At 41.5% G+C, this 20,529-nt stretch carries 22 protein-coding genes; 11 read left to right on the top strand and 11 right to left on the bottom strand.

Annotation, left to right across the window (positions count from 1 at the left end):
• The first annotated feature begins 123 nt into the window (after positions 1-123).
• The gene (gene tyrS, locus L1286_RS04730) at positions 124-1,323 is read left to right on the top strand and encodes a tyrosine--tRNA ligase (RefSeq protein ID WP_235405928.1); all 1,200 of its coding nucleotides are present in this window, start codon (positions 124-126) and stop codon (positions 1,321-1,323) included.
• A 36-nt stretch (positions 1,324-1,359) separates the two neighbouring features.
• On the opposite strand, the gene L1286_RS04735 is transcribed toward tyrS, so the two are convergent.
• The 4 genes from L1286_RS04735 to folE2 form a co-directional block, all read right to left on the bottom strand.
• Positions 1,360-2,304, bottom strand: coding sequence for a cobalamin biosynthesis protein CobD/CbiB (locus L1286_RS04735; protein WP_235405760.1), 945 nt, complete (start codon positions 2,302-2,304; stop codon positions 1,360-1,362).
• Complete coding sequence (gene mtnN / locus L1286_RS04740) at positions 2,305-3,012, bottom strand: 5'-methylthioadenosine/S-adenosylhomocysteine nucleosidase (protein ID WP_235405761.1); 708 nt, start codon at positions 3,010-3,012, stop codon at positions 2,305-2,307.
• Positions 3,013-3,132: 120 nt separating this feature from the next.
• Positions 3,133-3,723: a DUF2726 domain-containing protein gene (locus L1286_RS04745; RefSeq protein ID WP_235405762.1), complete on the bottom strand. Its 591-nt coding sequence runs from the start codon at positions 3,721-3,723 to the stop codon at positions 3,133-3,135.
• A 103-nt stretch (positions 3,724-3,826) separates the two neighbouring features.
• Positions 3,827-4,747 (bottom strand): GTP cyclohydrolase FolE2, encoded by a 921-nt coding sequence (gene folE2, locus L1286_RS04750; protein WP_235405763.1) that lies wholly within the window; start codon positions 4,745-4,747, stop codon positions 3,827-3,829.
• A gap of 260 nt (positions 4,748-5,007) precedes the next feature.
• Between folE2 and arcB the strand changes: the two genes are divergently transcribed.
• A complete protein-coding gene (arcB, locus tag L1286_RS04755) occupies positions 5,008-7,335 on the top strand; it encodes an aerobic respiration two-component sensor histidine kinase ArcB (RefSeq protein ID WP_235405764.1) in 2,328 nt (775 codons plus the stop codon).
• A gap of 7 nt (positions 7,336-7,342) precedes the next feature.
• On the opposite strand, the gene arcA is transcribed toward arcB, so the two are convergent.
• The 5 genes from arcA to trmB form a co-directional block, all read right to left on the bottom strand.
• Entirely contained in the window at positions 7,343-8,068 is a 726-nt protein-coding gene (gene arcA / locus L1286_RS04760; protein WP_023399731.1) for a two-component system response regulator ArcA, read from the bottom strand.
• A 107-nt stretch (positions 8,069-8,175) separates the two neighbouring features.
• Positions 8,176-8,703: a YfiR family protein gene (locus L1286_RS04765; RefSeq protein ID WP_235405765.1), complete on the bottom strand. Its 528-nt coding sequence runs from the start codon at positions 8,701-8,703 to the stop codon at positions 8,176-8,178.
• On the bottom strand, positions 8,703-10,322 hold the full coding sequence (locus L1286_RS04770; RefSeq protein WP_235405766.1) for a sensor histidine kinase: 1,620 nt from the start codon (positions 10,320-10,322) through the stop codon (positions 8,703-8,705). The genes L1286_RS04765 and L1286_RS04770 overlap by 1 nt, the downstream gene beginning before the upstream one ends.
• 145 nt (positions 10,323-10,467) lie before the next feature.
• Positions 10,468-11,505, bottom strand: a complete 1,038-nt coding sequence (locus L1286_RS04775; protein WP_235405767.1) for a methyltransferase — start codon at positions 11,503-11,505, stop codon at positions 10,468-10,470.
• A gap of 88 nt (positions 11,506-11,593) precedes the next feature.
• Positions 11,594-12,319: a tRNA (guanosine(46)-N7)-methyltransferase TrmB gene (gene trmB, locus L1286_RS04780; RefSeq protein WP_235405929.1), complete on the bottom strand. Its 726-nt coding sequence runs from the start codon at positions 12,317-12,319 to the stop codon at positions 11,594-11,596.
• A gap of 126 nt (positions 12,320-12,445) precedes the next feature.
• On the opposite strand from trmB, the gene mutY reads away from it, so the two are divergent.
• Together mutY and L1286_RS04790 are read left to right on the top strand one after the other, a co-directional pair.
• Positions 12,446-13,504, top strand: coding sequence for an A/G-specific adenine glycosylase (gene mutY, locus L1286_RS04785; protein ID WP_235405768.1), 1,059 nt, complete (start codon positions 12,446-12,448; stop codon positions 13,502-13,504).
• 38 nt (positions 13,505-13,542) lie between these two features.
• Positions 13,543-13,815, top strand: a complete 273-nt coding sequence (locus tag L1286_RS04790; RefSeq protein ID WP_235405769.1) for an oxidative damage protection protein — start codon at positions 13,543-13,545, stop codon at positions 13,813-13,815.
• 33 nt (positions 13,816-13,848) lie between these two features.
• On the opposite strand, the gene ispB is transcribed toward L1286_RS04790, so the two are convergent.
• On the bottom strand, positions 13,849-14,823 hold the full coding sequence (ispB, locus tag L1286_RS04795; protein WP_235405770.1) for an octaprenyl diphosphate synthase: 975 nt from the start codon (positions 14,821-14,823) through the stop codon (positions 13,849-13,851).
• 381 nt (positions 14,824-15,204) lie between these two features.
• On the opposite strand from ispB, the gene rplU reads away from it, so the two are divergent.
• From rplU to galU, 7 genes are all read left to right on the top strand, one after another.
• Positions 15,205-15,516, top strand: a complete 312-nt coding sequence (gene rplU, locus L1286_RS04800; RefSeq protein ID WP_023399739.1) for a 50S ribosomal protein L21 — start codon at positions 15,205-15,207, stop codon at positions 15,514-15,516.
• An 18-nt stretch (positions 15,517-15,534) separates the two neighbouring features.
• A complete protein-coding gene (rpmA, locus tag L1286_RS04805) occupies positions 15,535-15,792 on the top strand; it encodes a 50S ribosomal protein L27 (RefSeq protein WP_023399740.1) in 258 nt (85 codons plus the stop codon).
• A gap of 128 nt (positions 15,793-15,920) precedes the next feature.
• Positions 15,921-17,069 carry an Obg family GTPase CgtA gene (gene cgtA, locus L1286_RS04810; RefSeq protein ID WP_235405771.1) on the top strand — a complete coding sequence of 383 codons (1,149 nt, stop codon included), beginning with the start codon at positions 15,921-15,923 and terminating at the stop codon, positions 17,067-17,069.
• Between the two features lie 51 nt (positions 17,070-17,120).
• On the top strand, positions 17,121-17,612 hold the full coding sequence (gene folA / locus L1286_RS04815) for a type 3 dihydrofolate reductase (protein WP_235405772.1): 492 nt from the start codon (positions 17,121-17,123) through the stop codon (positions 17,610-17,612).
• A gap of 111 nt (positions 17,613-17,723) precedes the next feature.
• Entirely contained in the window at positions 17,724-18,065 is a 342-nt protein-coding gene (locus tag L1286_RS04820; protein ID WP_442961677.1) for a DUF3718 domain-containing protein, read from the top strand.
• Between the two features lie 271 nt (positions 18,066-18,336).
• A complete protein-coding gene (hpf, locus tag L1286_RS04825; protein WP_235405774.1) occupies positions 18,337-18,693 on the top strand; it encodes a ribosome hibernation-promoting factor, HPF/YfiA family in 357 nt (118 codons plus the stop codon).
• Between the two features lie 148 nt (positions 18,694-18,841).
• Positions 18,842-19,717 (top strand): UTP--glucose-1-phosphate uridylyltransferase GalU, encoded by an 876-nt coding sequence (gene galU, locus L1286_RS04830; protein WP_235405775.1) that lies wholly within the window; start codon positions 18,842-18,844, stop codon positions 19,715-19,717.
• A 76-nt stretch (positions 19,718-19,793) separates the two neighbouring features.
• Here the strand turns inward: galU and L1286_RS04835 are convergent, their stop codons facing one another.
• Entirely contained in the window at positions 19,794-20,471 is a 678-nt protein-coding gene (locus L1286_RS04835; RefSeq protein ID WP_235405776.1) for a hypothetical protein, read from the bottom strand.
• Positions 20,472-20,529: the final 58 nt, after the last annotated feature.

Genomic DNA, 20,529 nt, shown 5'->3' on the forward strand with positions numbered 1-20,529 from the left:
TTATGAATAATAGTGCAGCATATACGTAATAAAGCGTTAATACCAGTATTTTGTGCATTTAAACTCCGTGAAATATAGGCTAGAATCGGGCGATAAACTGAATTTTGTGTTGGAGTAATAATGGTGGACATTGAAACTGCATTTGCTGAGATAAAGCGTGGTGCAGAAGACATACTGGTTGAAGATGAGCTAAAAGAGAAATTAAAGTCAGGGAAAAAGCTGCGTATTAAAGCTGGATTCGATCCAACAGCACCTGATTTGCATTTAGGTCACACAGTACTAATTAATAAATTAAAAACTTTCCAAGATTTAGGCCATGAGGTCATTTTCCTAATTGGTGATTTCACTGGAATGATCGGTGACCCAACTGGCAAAAATGTTACGCGCAAGCCACTGACGCGTGAAGATGTACTGGCCAATGCAGAAACGTATAAAGAGCAAGTGTTTAAAATCTTAGACCCTGAGAAAACAACCGTTGCATTTAATTCTCAGTGGATGGAGAAATTGAGCAGTGCGGAGATGATTAAGCTCGCATCGCGTCAAACTGTTGCTCGAATGCTAGAGCGTGATGATTTTAAAAAGCGTTATGCCGGTGGCCAAGCAATTGCGATTCACGAGTTTCTTTATCCACTTGTTCAAGGGTGGGATTCAGTTGCATTAGAGGCGGATGTTGAACTGGGTGGTACCGATCAGCGTTTTAATTTATTGATGGGTCGTGAGCTGCAAAAAGAAGAAGGGCAAAAACCACAAACCGTATTAATGATGCCACTGTTAGAAGGGACTGATGGTGTACAAAAGATGTCTAAGTCTCTAGGCAACTACATTGGTATTACAGATGCGCCAACAGAGATGTTTGGTAAGGTAATGTCCATTTCGGATGATTTGATGTGGCGTTATTATGAGCTACTGAGCGCCAAGTCTCTAGCCGAGATAGAAGCACTAAAGGGCGAAGTGGCCGGTGGTCGTAACCCTCGAGATATTAAAATCGATTTTGCTAAAGAAATGATCGCGCGCTTCCATAGCGAAGACGATGCACAAGCTGCGCATCAAGATTTCATCAAGCGTTTCCAAAAAAATGCATTGCCAGATGATATTCCTGAAGTAGTAATTGAGATAGAAGGGGAAACAACTTTTATCGCGAACTTGTTAAAAGAAGCCGGTTTAGTGGCAAGTACGTCAGAAGCGATGCGCATGATCAAGCAAGGCGCAGTAAAGCTAAACGGTGAAGAGAAAGTGACTGACACCAAACTAGAAATCGCAAAGGGCAGCACTGAAATTTATCAAGTAGGTAAACGTAAGTTTGCAAAAGTGACGGTCAACTAAACAGCACCGAGGCCAAGTAATATTTTATTACTTGGCCTAAATTAAATTAATTCCAGCCCAAATTAAACCGCTTAACCCTAACCAAAACCACCGCATTGTAGCCTGTAACTTGAGCATCTGTGTAATATCGTCAACCTGGGGTTGTCTATCACTGCCAATACGAATATTGTCAAAACGTTGGCCATGATAAAAGCGGGGTCCTGCTAATTGAATATTGAGACTGGCTGCAAATAATGCCGTGATCCAGCCTGAATGGGTGTTGCTGTAATGCTGCGCGTAGTGTTTTAGGTAATGGCGTGTCTTAGCAAAGCTTTGTGTCACTGACATAACAAGGACGAAAGCACGCAGTGGCAACCATTCCAATACATATATTGTTTGTTGCACTGGCTTCAAAAAAGGGTGATCAGGACTCAGTTGCTGCCGCCAACTGTGATCACAAAGCATCATCAGTTTGTAAGTGAGCGCAAGGTATGGACCGCCAATCAGATAGAAAATGAGAATTAAATAAAATTGTCTAAGTGAGTTGAGCGCTAAAGAGTCTAAACAGGCTTTAATAATGCCAATTTCTGATAGAGATTGCGTATCTCGCGCAACCATGGTGTCCAATAATTGTTTCGCAGACCCTTTTTGACCGACCTTTAGTAATTTCGCTATCCTTTGCACACGTTTCTCATAGTGTGTGTCTAAACAAAGAAACAAAATAAGCCCACCGAACCACTGTGGATAAAACGAAATATACGACAGGGCGTAGAGTAAGACGAGCAGGGTAACGCTAGGTAGGATAAACGCCAATGTCCCACAAAGTAGGTGATGGCTTACAGCACTATTACTTTTGACTACGCGTTTTGCTAGATTGCCAGTAATAAGCGTGAACAGTGTATTTGGATGATAAAGGTTAGACGGCCTAAAGTAAAAAGCGCAAAATAGTGCGATGTAGAATATCAGCAAGCCCTCTTGGGCTTGCAATATTTGGAGTATCACTTACAGAGAGACCTGTTGAAGTTTTGCCAGTAAAGCAACAACTAATTTAGATGAGTTTACTGATGCCACTTCCAAGTATTCCTCAAAAGACTGAGGTGACTCTTTGCCTGCAATGTCAGACATTGAACGGATCACCACGAAAGGCGTCGTCAATACATGGCAGGCTTGTGCAATGGCGGCACCTTCCATCTCAACAGCCAACATGTTTGGAAAATCTTGGCGAGTTTTTTCGATTCTTACTGGATCACACATGAATGAATCACCAGTACAAATTTGGCCTACCATAGTCTGAATGCCCTCAACTGCATGGATGCTTTCTTTAGCAGCTTGAATAAGTGCTGGGTGGGCTGCAAACCCCGCTGGCATCTGTGGCACTTGTCCAATTTCATAACCAAATGCCGTCACATCGACATCGTGATGGCGTACTTCATCTGAAATCACAATATCGCCCACATTCAAAGATGGCTCAAAACCACCGGCAGACCCAGTATTGATGACGCAATCAGGCGTAAAGTTATCAATGAGCAGTGTCGTTGCGACCGTCGCCGCCACTTTGCCAATACCAGATTGAACCAAGGTGACTTCATGGCCACCTAATTGACCCGTATAGAAAGTGAACCCACCTTTTTGAAGTGTCTTGGGTGCTTGCATTGTGTCGCGAAGAATGGTGACTTCTTGCTCCATCGCACCGATAATGCCAATTTTCATAATTTGTCTCTTCAGATTTAATTACTGCTCATTATATACATTCTTATTTTGAAAGCATTATTTTAGCCATTCAAATCTGCAAAGATTACTGCCTGAGATACCAGGCAGTATTGGGAAATATTAGATCTCTGCAAGTTGTGTACTTGCTGCTTTTGCTTGAGAAGGTGACAGTACCGCAGGTTTGTAGTTGCGCTTGCGAACGGGTTTCGTTTGTTCAGGTTTTTGGCCTAGTTTAAACAAAATGGCGGCACGTACTTCTGGGCTTTTGTATCCTGATTTGATCTTCATACGGATGTGAGGAATACCCGCAGACTCCAATGCTCCACTGACAAACCAATCTTTTTGCGCCTTGTGGCCATTTTTGTTTGCATTGTTAACTAAGTCGACAGCGGCAACAATATTCAAGGTGCTCTTGTCGACTAAGACGTAATCAAGCTGTTTGTTTTGTGCCTTTGTAATGGCCGAACGTCGTGCTTTTTTTGATAAGCCAGGTTTGCATTCAATGACATCAACGAGTTTTACTCGGCTAACTATTTTAAATCTATCGCCAACTGCACGTTCTAAAAGCTGTAAAAAAGACGCTTCAACGGTTGTGAAGACGGAATCTTTGCGATTGAACGGATATGGGTTTCCGCCCGCGTCTGTATATTTTGAAATTACGATTGAGGCAACTACTACGAGCGCTAAAATAGCTAAAAGTGTAAGTTCCATAAATCACTCCACGACAACAATTTGACTTTGTTTTTACTAAGCAAGGAGTATGCCGAAAAGTGATTTATGACGACGCGAAGGTTAAAAACCTTCGCTGATCAGGTTAGGCTTGATAGCCGCCTTGTATACCTTTAACCGCATAGGCGACGGCATCATGGGCATGTAGAGATTCGTAATGGTTAATCTTGACGTAAAAATCAAGATAGTTCTGTGCGTTTAGGAGTGCTTTTAATTTTCGTGCTGCATCTTCGCAGAACATCAAGTTTTGGCCATTTAATCTTGCGAACTCTTGTTCGTCCTCTCTTTTTACTGCCGTTTGAACAGGCGTTTTAAGCTCTTGCTCTAGTGCATCAACAAGCCCGAGAATATCGAATTCAGTTTCATCATGTGGTAATTGAACTTTAATATTGGCAATTGAGCGCTGAGAATGTGGGGTTGCAACAATCCCTTCTGTTGTACCCAACCAGCCCATGACCGTTTCATGATCTAATTGTTGTCCTGCAAACTTTTCTTCAAAGGCGTTTTGGATCAATTGTCTTGCCAGTGCTGCAGAGCATGGGCAAGTTGAAGAGTAGGTCACATCAACAGCCAGTTCCAATTTAACTTGATTGTCTCTGAGTACGGCCGTGATGGTAACCGGGTAGTTTTTCCATCCATGTTTGCCGCTTAATAAAGAAGCACGTCTCAATGGTAGCTCAAAGGTAATAACGACTTTTGCAGCCTGACTTAAATCTTTATGCGTTGTCAAAAACTGGTCAAGTAATGCTGTTAGCGTAACGGGTGTCAAAGTCTGTTCGCAAGATAACTGATCCAGCGCTAAAAATAATCGTGACATATGGATGCCTTTGGCATCGGCTTTGTCTAAGCTGACAAAAGCATCTGCTTTTGCCGTGACGGGTGTATCATTTAATCCCTTACTACCGAATTGAAGGGGTAGCTCTATGTTTCCCATTCCTACCCAGTCTAAAGTTCCTGTTTTTAGCGCATCTGCACAGTGCGCAATGTCTGGCATTGAAGTTGGCATTTAAACTCTCTTAAATCACGACCTAAAACGCTCGCATATTACACTAAAACAAGACGCTTTGCTGTTGATATTCTGATTTTGCATAAAGAAAATATAGGCTACTGTGCAATTTTTGATACATTATCACATAAATTTTATGGGTATTTATAAGCGGGTTTGTAACTGGAATTTTAGATTTTTCAACAAAGTTACAGTGTTAGGTCACTCGCATATGTGTTCAGCTGAGGTATAATAGCTGCGTTAACAAGGTGACTATTATTATGCTTGATTCTTCATTTGGGTCATGGGCTCGAATTCTTTCCAATTTGGTTCGTAAATACGGTGAACATAAAGCCGGCGCGATAGCGTATGCATTGGTGCTTATCGCTTCGTTGGTTTTGTCCTGTATGTTCTTTTATGTTGCACTGGGCGCTGTGAGTTTAGTCAATGTGTTGTCTGTTGTGATCTTCGCGGCTGTGACTTCGCCTTTACTGATCTCTGTTGCAGTATTTGCAATTCGTCAACTGGAAAGCTCGAAAGAGTATTTAGAGTCAGCAACGCAGCAAGAAAAGCTATTAAACCAGACACTCAAAGATAATATTAATCGCCTTAACAACGAAATCGATGAAAGAAAAATGGCATTGCACGCTAAACATCGGGCTATCGCAGAGCTTCGCAATGAAATTACTGAGCGTCGCAAAGCGGAGCAAGAGCTTGCCCAGCAAAGTATGTTACTGCGTTCAATTGTCGACTCTTCACCAGATCTGTTCTACTACCGTGATGAACATGGTGTATTTGCCGGTTGCAATAAAAAATTCGAACAGGTCATTGGTATTGAAAGTGAAGGGCTGATTGGTAAAACGGCCGATGAAATTTTTGCTGAACATCTGATTCCAAAAGTATTAGAGACTGATGAGCAAGTGAGTGCTACTCAACAGACGCTCTCACTGGATGTCGAATACCCCGTAAAAGACGAAAACCGCTGGTTTGAAATGCGTAAGCTTCCTTTTATCAATAATGAAGGAGAATACATCGGTTTATTGGCCTTTGGGCGAGATATCACCAGCCGTAAAGAAGCCGAGCAAGCGTTAGAAACGGCATACAAAGACAAGGGGAAATTTATTGCCACCTTGAGCCATGAGTTACGCACTCCACTTAATGGTATTGTAGGCCTTACGCGCATGCTGCTTGATACTGAGCTGACACAGCAACAAAAAAGCTGGTGCAACACCGTATTCTCTAGTGCCGAGACGCTGGGTAATATTTTCAACGATATTATCGATTTAGATAAAATTGATAGAGAGCAGCTTGATATTGCAACAGACAGCATCAACGTGTCTGATTTTATCAATGATGTTGTCAACTTTTCAGACTTAATCGCCGGACAGAAAGGTTTAGAATTTAAGATTAAGCGAACTGGTGTGTTAGATATTTATGCGCTATTGGATCCAACTCGATTGCGACAGGTGCTTTGGAACTTAATCAACAATGCCGTGAAGTTTACTCACAGAGGTAGTGTAACGCTAGAGTGTCGCCGAGAGAATCGAGCTAATGGCCCTTGGCTGACCATGAGTATAATTGATACGGGGGTTGGGATCTCTGATGAACAACAAGACAAGATCTTCGATATGTATTACAAAGCGCCAGATGCAGAAGGTAACAATGCCATCGGTTCTGGTATCGGCTTGGCTGTAACAAAAGCCCTCGTATTGGCAATGAAAGGCAATATTGAAGTGCGCAGCGAAGCTGGGAAAGGCAGCCGTTTTGATGTCGAAATACCGCTAGAGCTGTGTAGTGCGCCAAATCAGCAAAGTTATGCTGGGCGTGGGCTGTATATCCTGCTTGTGGAGGATGTACCTTTGAATGCTGAGATAGCAACCAACTTGTTAGAACAGCGCGGACATGAAGTTATCTGGGCGGAAACTGGGGAAGACGCATTGTCTTTAGTACAAACAGAGGATGAGTTGGACTTAATCTTATTGGACATGCAGTTACCTGATCTAAATGGAGATGAGGTTGCAAGGCAAATTCGTGAGGACAGTCATTTCGATTCGTTACCAATCGTTGCCTTGACTGCAAATGTCCGTAGTGCGGAGCAAGAGCTGCAAGGTATCAGTATTCAAGGGGCGCTGGCGAAGCCCATTAACACAACGAAACTCGATAAAATGTTAGCCGAGCTGTTTGGCATTGATAATGCGAAAGAGGACTGTGGCACTAATAAGCATGACGCCATTGAAGTGCTTGAAGTGGAGCGAAACCTCTTAGATATAGAAACAATTACAGATTTTGTGTCATCAATGGGCGTGGATACGTTTAAACGCAGTTGTGAGTTATTTGGGAAGCTAAACCCAACGTATTGCGGAGAATTAAAAGCGGCGAATCAGGCTGATGATGAGGAGGAGTATGGTTCTGTTGCTCATAAGTTGAAAGGTGCAGCAGGTTCAGTTGGATTAAAACTAGTGCAGCAGCATGCTAAAGTCATGGAAACGAAATCTACAGACTCAAATAAGGTTATGCGTGAAGCGTGGATTGAGGAACTTGAAGAATTAATAAGAGAAGGGCAGATAGCCCTTCACTCATTAATTGCAAAACTCGCTGAAAACTCGTAGCGATTGATTACGGTTGAGTGTTATCGATTTTGCCTATGAAACGATAGCCCTCACCGTGAATAGTGCTAATAAGCTCAGGTGTGTTGCTGTCAGTTTCAAAGTGTTTACGAATACGACGTATCGTTACGTCAACCGTACGGTCGTTTGCACGAAGCTCACGGCCAGTCATGTGCTTTATTAATTGCTCACGGCTAAAGATGCGGCCCGGAGAATCTAGCATTAGACGCAGTGCTCTGTATTCACCTTTAGGAAGACGCTTTGATTCACCTGTTGGTGACGTCAAGCAGCGGCTATTCTCATCTAGTTCCCAACCATTGAACGTGATCACACCGTTGCTGTCGATAGTCGACTCTTCTGGTGTTGAGCCTGTACGTGAAATTAAGTTGCGTACACGAATAGTGAGCTCACGAGGGTTGAAAGGTTTAGTGACGTAATCATCTGCACCGATCTCTAAGCCCAAAATTCTATCGACATCGTTGTCACGACCCGTTAAGAAGATTAGGCCGACATTTTTTTTCTGGCGTAACTCACGAGCCAAGATTAAGCCATTTCTACCAGGAAGGTTTATATCCATGATTACACAGTTGACATCGTCATTTGCTGTCAATTTTTCATGCATATCATCGCCATCAATGGCTTCAATTACCTTATGACCTTCGGCTTCAAATAAACTAACGAGGTTCAGTCGAGTTACGTCTTCATCCTCAACAATTAGAATGACTGGCGTTTGCATTATTAATTAACCTTTTCGGAATGTTTTATTTACAAAAACTTCGGTGTTATATAATAAAACCGAATGTTAACGATTATAGGAGTATATTCAATTGTTAACAAGTAAAATCAGTCAGGATAGAACTTAGAAACAGCGAGGAGTCTAGAGAGCACTTTGAAATTATGTTGTGCAACTTCTTGTCTGTTAATATATAACCGAATTTTACTCCCTTCTTGGACCAAGGACGCAATCCCACCCCCTTCCAAAAATTCGATACTTTCACCCACAGTTACCATGTTCAATGCAATTGTATCGGTCCAAGCGGATAGTATATCATCTTCCTTTGTTTCATCAATGTATGTGATATCACAGCGCTTAGAAAGTTCCCTAAAGGGGTCAGAAATATCGATTTTAATTATCTCAATCGGTTTTCCACGTATTTTTAACTTGTTATTTTTATTTAAAATTGCGCCCGGTCCATGATTTAAATCATAAAAGCAGAAGCGTGTCGCATTTTTATTTTTTTGTTCCGGAAAATCGATCAACTTTGCCATTTGATATAAAAAAGCCGACCGTATTTCATGAGTCGATTTTGCGTCAACTTTTAAACTACAAAAAATAAAAATAAATGCAGCTATTAGGTACATTATTTTCATTAAATTACCCCTTTTAGAGGCAAAATTATAATAAACTTTGTTCCTACTTTATTCTCTTCGGAGAGCGTTATTGAGCCACCGAGTGCTTGCGTAATTAAGTTGTAAACTAGATGCATGCCTAAACCGCTGCCGCCTTCTCCCCGCTTAGTGGTGACAAACGGATCAAAGATGCGTTTTTTAATGGCTGTAGAGACGCCCACACCATTATCCATATAGATCACTTCAAGCGATTGATTTCGAAGTTCGACATTCACGGAGATTTGATTGTCTTTTAAATCTAAAAAGCCATGGAGCAGAGAGTTTGATAAAAGCTGTTCAAAAACTTGTTGTAATAACCCTGCCTTTGTTCGAATATTCAGTTGTTCAGAACAAGTTAACTGCCAAGTTACATTTTTTAAGTCCATCTCAGCACGCATACTACGCACAATTGCATTAAATAATTTACTGATATTTACTTCAGAGCTTACTTCTACATCTTGACTCACAGCCACCTTCTTAAAGCTGGATATCAATTCTGCGGCGCGATTCAAATTGCGATAAATTAGGTCTAAATTTTCAATCCCATCGTGAATAAATCGTTCTAATTGTTTTGAAGTAAGGGTCTTTTGTTCAAAAGCAGCACTAATATCCGCGAGTTTATCTCTGAGCAAAGTGGAGCCCGTCACACCCAGGCCGATTGGCGTGTTAACTTCATGGGCAACGCCCGCAACCATTTGGCCAAGCGACGCCATTTTTTCGTTTTCGACAATCTGGTTTTGGTATTGATGCATTCGTTCAAGCGTGTTCAATAGCTCTTGGTTAGCTTCTCTGAGTGCAATAGTGCGTTGGTTAACCTTTTCCTCAAGGTTCTGATTAAGCTGCTTAATTTCAAGTTTATCGGCTTGGTGCCTTGCCAATTGGTTTTGCGTACGCGCCAGCATGATGTTGAGATTATTTGCCAGCATGTTGAGCTCTTCAATGTCACTTTTCGTCGCCCTAGCGGAGTAATTGTGATTTTTAGACACATCTTGTAGTAACGAAGATAGAGAATCTATTGGGTTTGCAATCCGTTTTTGAATGGCCCTAGCAACCAAGAGTACCAGCAATAACACAAAGAGCGTTAAGGCGATATCGACCAATATCTTTTGATTAATGTACTGGGATAATCGCTCAAGCCCACCGCGCACATAAACGTAACCTTCTATTTTGCCTTCGTACTCAACTGGAATAATGAGTTCCACGTAATCGGCTGATATTTTTGGCTCTTTGAGAGATTCTATATCATTAACCTTTAACGGAACTGGAGGCGTTTTACTGGCGTTGTAACTGGTAAAAAAGACGGGTTTATTCGTAACGTCATCAATGGCGTAAATATGAATGTTTTTTACTAAGTCGACTTTATTGAACGACTTTAGACGTTTTTCTTCAGTTTTCCTATCATCAAATATCAGCGTTATCTGGGCGTTAAACGCAATGATTTCAGCAATCATTTCCAGCTTGTTTACGATGAGCTTCTTTTGCTCTTTAACATCTAAATAGGTAGAAATAGAGATGGATAGAGAGAGCGACAGCGCTGTGACCAGCATGACAGCACTGATTAAAACTTTTCTTATACTTGTTTTTGTTGCGTGTTTTCCCATTGTGAGCTCATAGTTGGACCTCTTAACAGCTAACCTTAGTTTAGCAGCTTAGTTAAGTAAGTTAACAAAAAAGCGGACAATAACGAAGAACCCGTACATTAGTTGTAGATTAGCAGCGGCGAGCAGGCCGCTTTGTGCCAATTTTTTAAACTTTATCTGCTCGATACACCGCAAATTTTGTATTTTTAATTACCGTGCTATAGGTGCCAAAATATTGCTCAATGATTGGTTGGTATTTCAAAAAGCTGTTTGCTACGATTTGTAAACTCGCACGCTTATTCATGCTGTGTTTGGCGTTTTTGATAAAAGACTCTGAAATTGTGTAATCAGTGCTTAAGCCGGTATGAAATGGTGGATTACTAATAATAGCATCGTATTTTTCAGTCACTTCTGATAAACCATCACTCAAAATAAAACAGCCATTGTGGCCATTGAGCTTTAATGTTTGTTCTGACGCGTATACTGCGAGGGCACTGACATCTAAGCAATGCATTGATAATTTGGGATGCGCATTTAGTATAAAAGTTGCAATGAGCCCTGCACCACAGCCAAAATCGAGCACTTGCCCGCTCTTGGGTAAATCGAGGTTATTGAGAAGGAGTTCTGTGCCAATATCGAGTTTGCCATGGTTAAAAACACCCGGCACGCTTATGGCTTCAAATGTTTGTCCTGCTGCTTCTACACTAAACTGCTGATGGTAATCAGTAATATTAAAACGCTCTTCAAGTGTTAACTGATTGAATTCATATAGGATGCAATGTTTTGCACTATCGAGTTTATAGCTGGCTTGAGCGTGGTCTTTGAGCTGCTTTTCGACCGATTTAACCCCGCCTTTGTTCTCACCAACCACGAGCAGTCGTGTTTCGGAGGAACAAATTGCACGTATGTTCGTTAGCGTCATCAGAGCTTCAGGCTTGGACTTTGGGTAGTAATAAATAACCAAGTCTACATCCCCTAGTTCTGGTAAACGGTGGTCGACATAGCTTGTTACCGAATTAACCTTAGAGGCTGCCTTATAATCCGCAAAGTTATAGCTAAAAGCATTGATTTGGGCGTGTGGATTGAGGTGTGCCAATTGAGATAAAAAACCATCGTTACTGTGATTTATCACCAGTATGTTGTTGCCTGATAGTTCCTCTTCATTACGAAGTAATAAAAGGCTTGGGTTAGATAGTTTTTGCATATTGTATCTCTAATTCAAGGGCCGATTTAATCACAAAATTTAAAGCTAAAAAGCGGTATTTGGGGACCAAAAGGTCCCAATATAGCGCTTATGCATTACGCTCAAACATGAGGTCCCAAACGCCATGTCCAAGTCTATGTCCACGTTGCTCAAATTTAGTTAAAGGTCTGAAATCTGGTCTCGGGACATAGTCGTTGTTCTGTGATTGGTTACCATACCCAGGCGCTTGCTGCATAACTTCAAGCATGTGTTCTGCGTAGTTCTCCCAGTCTGTTGCCATGTGGAATACGCCACCGATCTTCAATTTAGCTCTGATTTTTTGTACAAAGTCAGGTTGCACAATACGACGTTTGTGATGACGTTTCTTGTGCCAAGGATCTGGGAAAAACAATTGTAACTTACTAAGGCTGCCATCAGCGATACAATCAGCCAATACTTCAACAGCATCATGCTCAAATACGCGAAGGTTAGAGATACCTTGTTCGTCAGCCTCCATTAAGCATGCACCAACGCCAGGGCGGTGTACTTCAATTCCAATGAAGTTTTGATTCGGGTTGTTTTTGGCCATTTCTACGAGAGATTTACCCATACCAAAGCCAATTTCTACAACTACATCATTGTCGTTGCCGAATACATCATTGAAGTTGAGTAAGCCTTGGCTATGCTCAAGTCCAAGTGTTGGCCAGCACTTTTCAAGCGCCGCCGCTTGGCCTTTGGTAAGGCGACCTTCACGCTTCACAAAGCTGCGCACTTTACGGATGTATTTACCTTCTTGCTCAGCCTGCTCTAGGGCTTGTTTACTCGATTCGTTCATTGTCATCATCTGCGGTGTAAAAATTGGGCGCACATTATCCCTGTTCACGCCGATAAGTACAAGAGCTTGACGTTTTTAAAAAGGTTCTTACACTGGCGGCTTAAAGCAAGAATATTGAGAACAAAGATGTCTATTGACCGTCAAGACGCAGACTGGTTTGCAACACAAGTTGTAGATTGGTATCACCTTCATGGTAGAAAAACCTTGCCATGGCAGATAGATAAGACGCCTTATAAAGTGTGGGTTTCCGAAGTGATGCTTCAGCAAACACAAGTTGTGACTGTAATTCCATACTTCGAACGTTTTATGTCTCGTTTTCCCACTGTTATTGAGCTAGCCAATGCCGAAGAGGATGAAGTACTTCATCATTGGACTGGGTTAGGGTATTACGCCAGAGCTAGAAATTTACACAAAGCGGCAAAACACATTCGGGACAAATATGCTGGCCAATTTCCCGAGACGTTTGAAGAGGTTATTGACCTACCCGGGGTTGGGCGTTCCACTGCAGGGGCTATTTTATCTCTGGCACTTGGACAACACCATTCAATCTTAGATGGCAACGTAAAGCGAGTGTTAGCGCGATTTTTTATGGTTGAAGGTTGGTACGGAGTAAAAAAAGTAGAAAATCACCTTTGGGAGCTGACAAACGCAGTGACACCATCAGGCAATGTTCGCGAATTTAATCAAGCGATGATGGATTTAGGGGCGAGTCTATGCGCACGGTCTAAGTTTCAATGTGAACCTTGTCCTTTGGTTGAAAAGTGCCTTGCGCACAAAAATAATGTGGTTAAGTCTTTTCCAAACCCAAAGCCGAAGAAAGACAAGCCCAAGAAAAGTGCCTACCACTTAATGATCAAAGCGGATGATAAGGTATTAATGGAAAAGCGTCCCAGTAGTGGCATTTGGGGCGGGTTATTTGGCTTCTTTGAATTTACTGAATTAGCGCATTTAGAACAGTTTTTAGCTCAACAAGGGCTTTCATCGAAAACCCGAACGCTCGAATCATTCGTGCATATTTTTACGCATTTTGAATTAACGATTCATCCAATCTGTTTGGAATTGAATGCAGTTCCAGATTGCGTACATGACAATCAACTACTTTGGTATGATGTAAATGAACCGCCCGAAGTGGGCTTGGCTGCGCCAACGAAAAAGTTAGTTAAAGTATTAAGAGCGATAGGGTAAACTTGCCTTAATAAACAAGACAGAATATAGGTGATAAAATGGCACGTACAGTTTTTTGTCAGAAGCTAAACAAAGAAGCGCCAGGGTTAGACTTTCAGCTTTACCCAGGTGAAGTGGGTGAGCGCATTTTCAATAATATTTCAAAAGAAGCTTGGCAGCAATGGCAGCATAAGCAAACCATGCTGATCAATGAAAAGCACTTAAATATGATGGATCCAGATCATAGGCAGCTACTTGAAGAACAAATGGTCGGCTTTTTGTTTGAAAACAAAGACGTTGAGATTGAAGGCTATAGGCCTCCAGAAAAGTAAAGAAAAGCTGCCTAGGCAGCTTTTTTAATGTGATTAATACTCTCTATCTACAGAGAGTTTAGCTAATGCAATGAGCGCCGTTTTGTAAGGTGAATCCGCTATGCACGCTAACTGTGCTATGGCTTTCTCTGACTCGAGCTTCGCCTTGTCCATCGTTTGCTTTAAAGATTGGGTTTCTTCGAGGGTCGCCAAAATGTCGGTCAAATGATCCATACCATTGCCAGTCTCAATGGCTGTACGTATTTGATAAACCTGCTGCTCAGAGCCAGACTTCATCGCATAAATAAGTGGCAGGGTTGGTTTACCTTCTGCTAAATCGTCACCAATGTTTTTACCGAGTAATTCTGCATTAGCGCTGTAGTCTAGGACGTCGTCAACCAGTTGAAAGGCTGTACCTAAATGCATGCCGTAGAGCTTTAAAGCTTCTTTGGTTTCTTCTGATTGATTTGAAACAACCGCAGGAAGTAAAGTCGCAGCTTCAAATAGCTTTGCCGTTTTACTGTAAATGACCTGCATGTAGCTTTCTTCGGTCGTATCTGGGTCGTTACAGTTCATCAATTGCAATACTTCACCCTCAGCAATGATGTTTGTCGCGTCGGCTAATATCTGCATTACTTCCATATTATTGAGGCCAACCATCAGTTGAAAAGAGCGCGTGTAAATAAAATCACCCACCAAAACACTCGCTGCATTGCCAAACTCAGCATTGGCAGTAGGTTCGCCGCGTCTTAAGTTAGACTCATCAACGACATCATCGTGTAGTAGTGTTGCTGTGTGGATAAACTCTATGATAGTAGCCAGTGTGATGTGCTTATTTTGTTGGTCTACTTCCAATGCTTTAGCAGCAAGTAAAGTCAACATGGGTCGAACTCTTTTCCCGCCACTGTTAACAATGTAAAGACCCAATTGGTTTACTAATGCAACATCAGATTGCATTTGATCAGAAATAAGTTGATTCACAGAGAGCATATCTTGCTCAATCAATGATTGGATAGCTTTAATATCCATAGTATACCGTGCTAAAGCCTCAATTAGAGATAAACGCCGCAGATTGTACATTAAAATTTAGCCTTACTCGAATTTTATGCGTGACGAGGATAAAAAAAGTCACTTTTCGGCTAATTAATGATCTAGTGACTGGTGGGTTCTCAAAAAAAATGATTTTGTCAATAGACACATTAAGTTAGTTTTATGAACAAAAAACAGTTTGGCAAAACGAACTTTTTAGCTAGAATGGGCAAAAATGAATTAATGCTCTCAAACAAGCCAATTTTTATTCATTATTTTGTCTTTAGGGTATTGCGTGTGTTACGACATTAGCGTAAACTTCGCGCCCTATTGAAGAATATTAAGTTGCGTCGATTTGAGGGCGCACAACGGAGTTAAGTTATGTACGCGGTTTTCCAAAGTGGTGGTAAACAGCACCGTGTGACTGAAGGTCAAACAATTCGTCTAGAGAAGCTAGACGTTGAGACTGGTGCATCAATTGAATTTGATTCAGTACTTCTAGTTGCTGATGGTGAAAAAATCGAGATCGGTGCACCATTCGTAAATGGCGGTAAAGTGACAGCTGAGGTTGTTTCTCACGGTCGTGGCGAGAAAATTAAGATTGTTAAGTTTAGACGTCGTAAGCATTCTCGTAAGCAGATGGGCCACCGTCAGTGGTTCACTGAAGTTAAAATCACTGGCATTAGCGCTTAATTTTAGAGGTACAGAAAGATGGCACATAAGAAGGCAGCTGGTAGTACTCGTAACGGTCGTGATTCAGAAAGTAAACGCCTAGGTGTTAAGCGTTTCGGTGGTGAATCAGTATTAGCGGGTAACATCCTTGTTCGTCAACGTGGTACTAAGTTCCACGCAGGTTCTAACGCAGGTATCGGTAAAGACCACACTATCTTTGCAAAAGCAGATGGTAAAGTTGTTTTTGAAACAAAAGGTCCTTTAAACCGTAAGTACGTTAGCATCGTTGCTGAGTAATCGGTAAAGAATCTAAAAACCCCGCTTAGGCGGGGTTTTTTGTTTTTATAGCAACATATAATTGATCAGCAGCTAAGCGTACCTTGCTATAATAGCTGTTGCTGTTCCAATCCATTAAGAGAGTAACCATGAAGTTTGTCGATGAAGTAGAGATCCGTGCTGAAGCCGGAGATGGAGGAAGCGGTGTTGTTTCATTCCGTCGAGAGAAGTTTGTCCCAGATGGTGGTCCAGATGGTGGAGACGGTGGCGACGGCGGCAGCGTGTTTCTTGAAGCTGATGAAAACTTAAATACTCTGATTGATTATCAATTTGAACGTTTCCATCGTGCCGAGCGTGGTACTAATGGCCAAGGTCGCAACTGTACAGGTAAAAAAGGCACTGATTTGGTTCTGAAAGTGCCTGTGGGTACTCGTGTAACTGATGTTGATACGCAAGAGAGTCTAGGCGATTTAACTCGTCATGGTCAAAAGCTTTTGGTCGCGAAGGGCGGTTACCACGGCTTAGGTAACACACGCTTTAAGTCGAGCACGAACCGAGCGCCAAGACAAAAAACCTTAGGCACACCGGGTGAGGTGAGAAACCTAAAACTAGAACTTATGCTGTTGGCTGATGTCGGCTTATTAGGTTTACCTAATGCAGGTAAATCCACATTTATTCGCAGCGTGTCAGCGGCTAAGCCAAAAGTTGCCGATTATCCGTTTACTACTTTAGTGCCAAATCTCGGTGTGGTTAGACCTGAAGCAAACAAATCATTTGTCATTGCTGATATCCCTGGTCTTATTGAAGGTGCATCTGACGGTGCTGGGTTAGGTATTCGCTTTTTGAAGCATTTGGAGCGCTGTCGCGTTTTATTACATGTTGTTGACGTAATGCCAATAGATGGTACAGATCCTGTTGATAATGCCTTTGCTATTATCAATGAGTTGCACCAATACAGCCCTAAGCTAGCTGAGAAGCCGCGTTGGTTAGTACTCAATAAAATTGATTTATTGGCTGAAGATGAGCTGGACGAAGTGTGTGAACGTATTGCACAAGAGCTTGATGCATCAAAAGTATATCGTATATCCGCTGCTAATAAATTTAATACTCAGCAGCTATGCTACGATATTCAAGGTCTATTGGATACTTTACCAAGAGATAAGTTTGAAGAAGATCAACAAGAAGAAGTTGAATTCAAGTGGGATACCTACCATCGACAAGCAACCCAAGACAGTCAAGATGACTGGGATGATTGGGATGAAGATGATTATGACGTAGAAGTTATCTACGAACGCTAATAAGGGGCCAATAGGCCCTTTTTTAATACAAAATTATGATTGGAGTAAATTGTGGTTATATCAATGATAGCGGCTATGGCAAAGGATAGAGTGATCGGTGATGATAATAAAATGCCTTGGCACTTACCTGCGGATCTTCAGCATTTCAAAAAAGTGACTATGGGCAAGCCAGTTATTATGGGCCGCAAGACGTTCGAATCGATAGGGCGTCCACTGCCTGGTAGAAGAAATATAGTCATCACAAGAAACTCTGAATATAAACAGGAAGGCATTGAGGTCGCATCATCTACAGAAGCTGCTTTAGCTATGGTGGATAAAATAGACGAAGTAATGGTGATAGGTGGTGGAAATATTTACGAACAGTTTCTACCCTTATGTGATAGGCTTTATCTTACTTACATCGATTTAGATGTAGGTGGCGATACAAAATTCCCTGATCATAGTAAAGTGGGGAATTGGGTTGAAGTTGAGAGTGAATCTCATATGCCTGATGAGCGCAATCCGTATAACTATAAGTTCGTAACCTTGCATAAAGGATTATGACTTTGTTGCTAACAATTGTATGGGTTGCTACAATAGTGTTTGTCCTTATGTAATAAAAAAGTGCTAGGTGAATTGGCAATGAAATTTGTACCTGTTTTGTTAAGTGTTAGTATGGGATTGGGCGCGTTTTCTTTAAGTTTTGAAACTAAAGCAAACGATCAGCTTGCAGTAACTCTATGTGAGTACATCGCTGTAGATGACAAAGGGCGTGTTCGTAAAGCGCTTAAGAGCTCACGTGTTAAAATTCGTAATGTTTTTGATGCGATTGAATGTAACGGCAATAACATGCTACGTCATGCAATTGTTAGCAATGCAGTTGAAACTGGCAAGCTTATTGTTAAAGGCCTTCCTAAAAGTGCACTGGCAGATGGTGCAGACATTGCTTGGGCTGAAAGTAATGGCCACGGTGGTTCGCCGTTAATTGCCGAAATTAAAAAGCGTGCAGGTTTATAAACCGAGCACTTTTTAAAAAAGCTCCCACGGTGGAGCTTTTTTGCATTTTGGACCAGCGAATATAGAATTTTTAGGTTTCCCACCCAGAAAAATATTCGCTTCGACATGGTAATGTGTAATACCGTATCACTATGCCGTATTAAGCCGTTTTGAAACCTGACCTAAATCAACTTTATAACAGCGTAATGACATTTTTCTTAATTTCCCCCTTGAGAATTGGATTAGTTGCTCCAATACTTATCTATAGGGTAAATAAAAAAAGGAAGATCCTATGAAGATTAATCTTTCTGGTCATCACGTTGACATGACAGATGCTGTTAAACAACACGTACATGAAAAGTTCGCAAAGATTGCGAACCACTTTCCATCGTTGTTATCTCTAGATATCATCATCACCAAAGAGCATAAAAAGTTTTATACGGAAATTAGTACAAATTATGCGGGTTCAAGAATTTCGGTAAAAGGTGACGATGATGTCATGTACCCCGCAATTGCAAGCGCTGCGAAAAAGCTGGATGCGTCACTCAAACATAGAAAAGGTCAGCTAAAGGCAAATAAACATGAAAAGCCGGTCAGTACGACACCACCCATCGCACATGAAATCATTCAAGAGATGAATTTAAATTAGTATAGAAAGGGGTCGATATAGACCCCTTTTAAATTAGAACTGCTCACTCTAACGCGTCGACTTTGGTTATGTATTTCATTACATTCATTAGTAAGATAAAATCGCGTATTAGATTTTCAAAACTATCAAAATTTTACAGCGAACATATATGAAAGCAGTGATCCCTGTTGCGGGTTTGGGAACTCGTATGTTGCCTGCAACTAAGGCAATACCAAAAGAAATGCTACCAATCGTAGACAAACCACTTATACAGTACATCGTAAAAGAATGTGTATCTGCAGGTTTGAAAGAGATTGTGCTTGTTACTCACTCTTCAAAAAATGCAATTGAAAACCACTTTGACACGAGCTTCGAACTAGAAGCAACATTAGAAAAACGTGTAAAAAGAACCTTATTAGATGAGATTAGAGGCATCTGCCCAGAAGACGTGACCATTATGCACGTCCGACAAGGGGAAGCGAAAGGCCTTGGTCATGCTGTATTGTGCGCAAAACCAATCGTAGGGGATGATGATTTTGTTGTGGTACTTCCTGATGTGATTTTGGATGAATATAGCGCAGATCAAAGCACAGAAAACTTAGCTGCAATGGTAAGAAGGTTTCAAGAGCACGGCCACAGTCAAATCATGCTTGAACCTGTACCAAACGAAGATGTCAGCAAATATGGTATCGCAGATATCAGCGGTATTGAGCTTTCTCCGGGTCAAAGCACGCCGATTAAGTCAATGGTAGAAAAACCAAAGCAAGAAGAAGCCCCTTCAAACTTAGCTGTGGTTGGACGATACGTATTGTCAGGTAAAATCTGGAGCTTGCTAAAGAAAACGCCTATTGGTGCTGGCGGGGAAATACAGCTGACAGATGCCATTGATATGTTGATGGAGAAGGAAACTGTCGAAGCATTCCACATGAGCGGTGTGTCGCATGATTGTGGAGATAAAATGGGCTATCTAAAAGCAATCGTTCAGTACGCAATGCGGGATGAGACGCTAGGTGCTGAATTTACAGAATACGTAAAATCTTGCTAAATAAAGCTTTTTAGGCAGTTGCTATGTTGCAGCTGCCATACTTATCGAATTGATAAATCCTTGTTCATACACCAGCCTAGTGACGATCTAGAAACCGTTGCCAACTAATTTTTGTGTTGATCACGCGCAATGGCTTAATCACCTTATGTAGCGTGTCAGCGTTTGGCTTACTGACCACATGACCTTCTTCTTTTAACCCCAGTAAATAGCTCATTGCAGAGCGTTGCCCCAATTGAATAGCTGAAATATAGATTTGCTGTTCAAAGTTCAAGCGTAAACTGCTGATTGCTGTTTTCATTCCATGCTGATCAATATTGGGCAAATCACATCGTTGCAAATAGCCTAACCGTTTCCCTTCGCCTGAAAACCAAATTCTGACTTTTTCGCTATACCTGCCTGACTTGGCGGGGAGATCAAAGAGTAATCTTTCATGGCCTAATTTTTTGACATACCCTATGTAGTCCTCTAATCCTGCGTGCCACAAAGCAGCATGGATTGGCACAATTCTGGACTGGATCTTTTCGTTAGTCGTAAAGTGGAAGGTATGGGTTAAATCAACTTTCTCGATGTCTGACAGTGTCAGGTTCCCGAGTTCATCACTGTAAGCGCCAGTATAGTAAGCTAAAAGTGGTAACCAAAAATGCCAGTGTTTGGGCTGTTCTCGTTTTAGTTTCTCATCGCCATATATGTAGCCGTTAAATAAACTATATAGCTCCATATGGGTGAAGGCGCGTCTACCAAAATGAGATTTCATGAACAAGTGCTATAACTTTCAGATAATTAATGGAATAGTCTATAAGCTTTGAAGAGAT

The sequence above is a fragment of the Pseudoalteromonas sp. SMS1 genome (assembly GCF_021530565.1).
GTDB lineage: Bacteria > Pseudomonadota > Gammaproteobacteria > Enterobacterales > Alteromonadaceae > Pseudoalteromonas.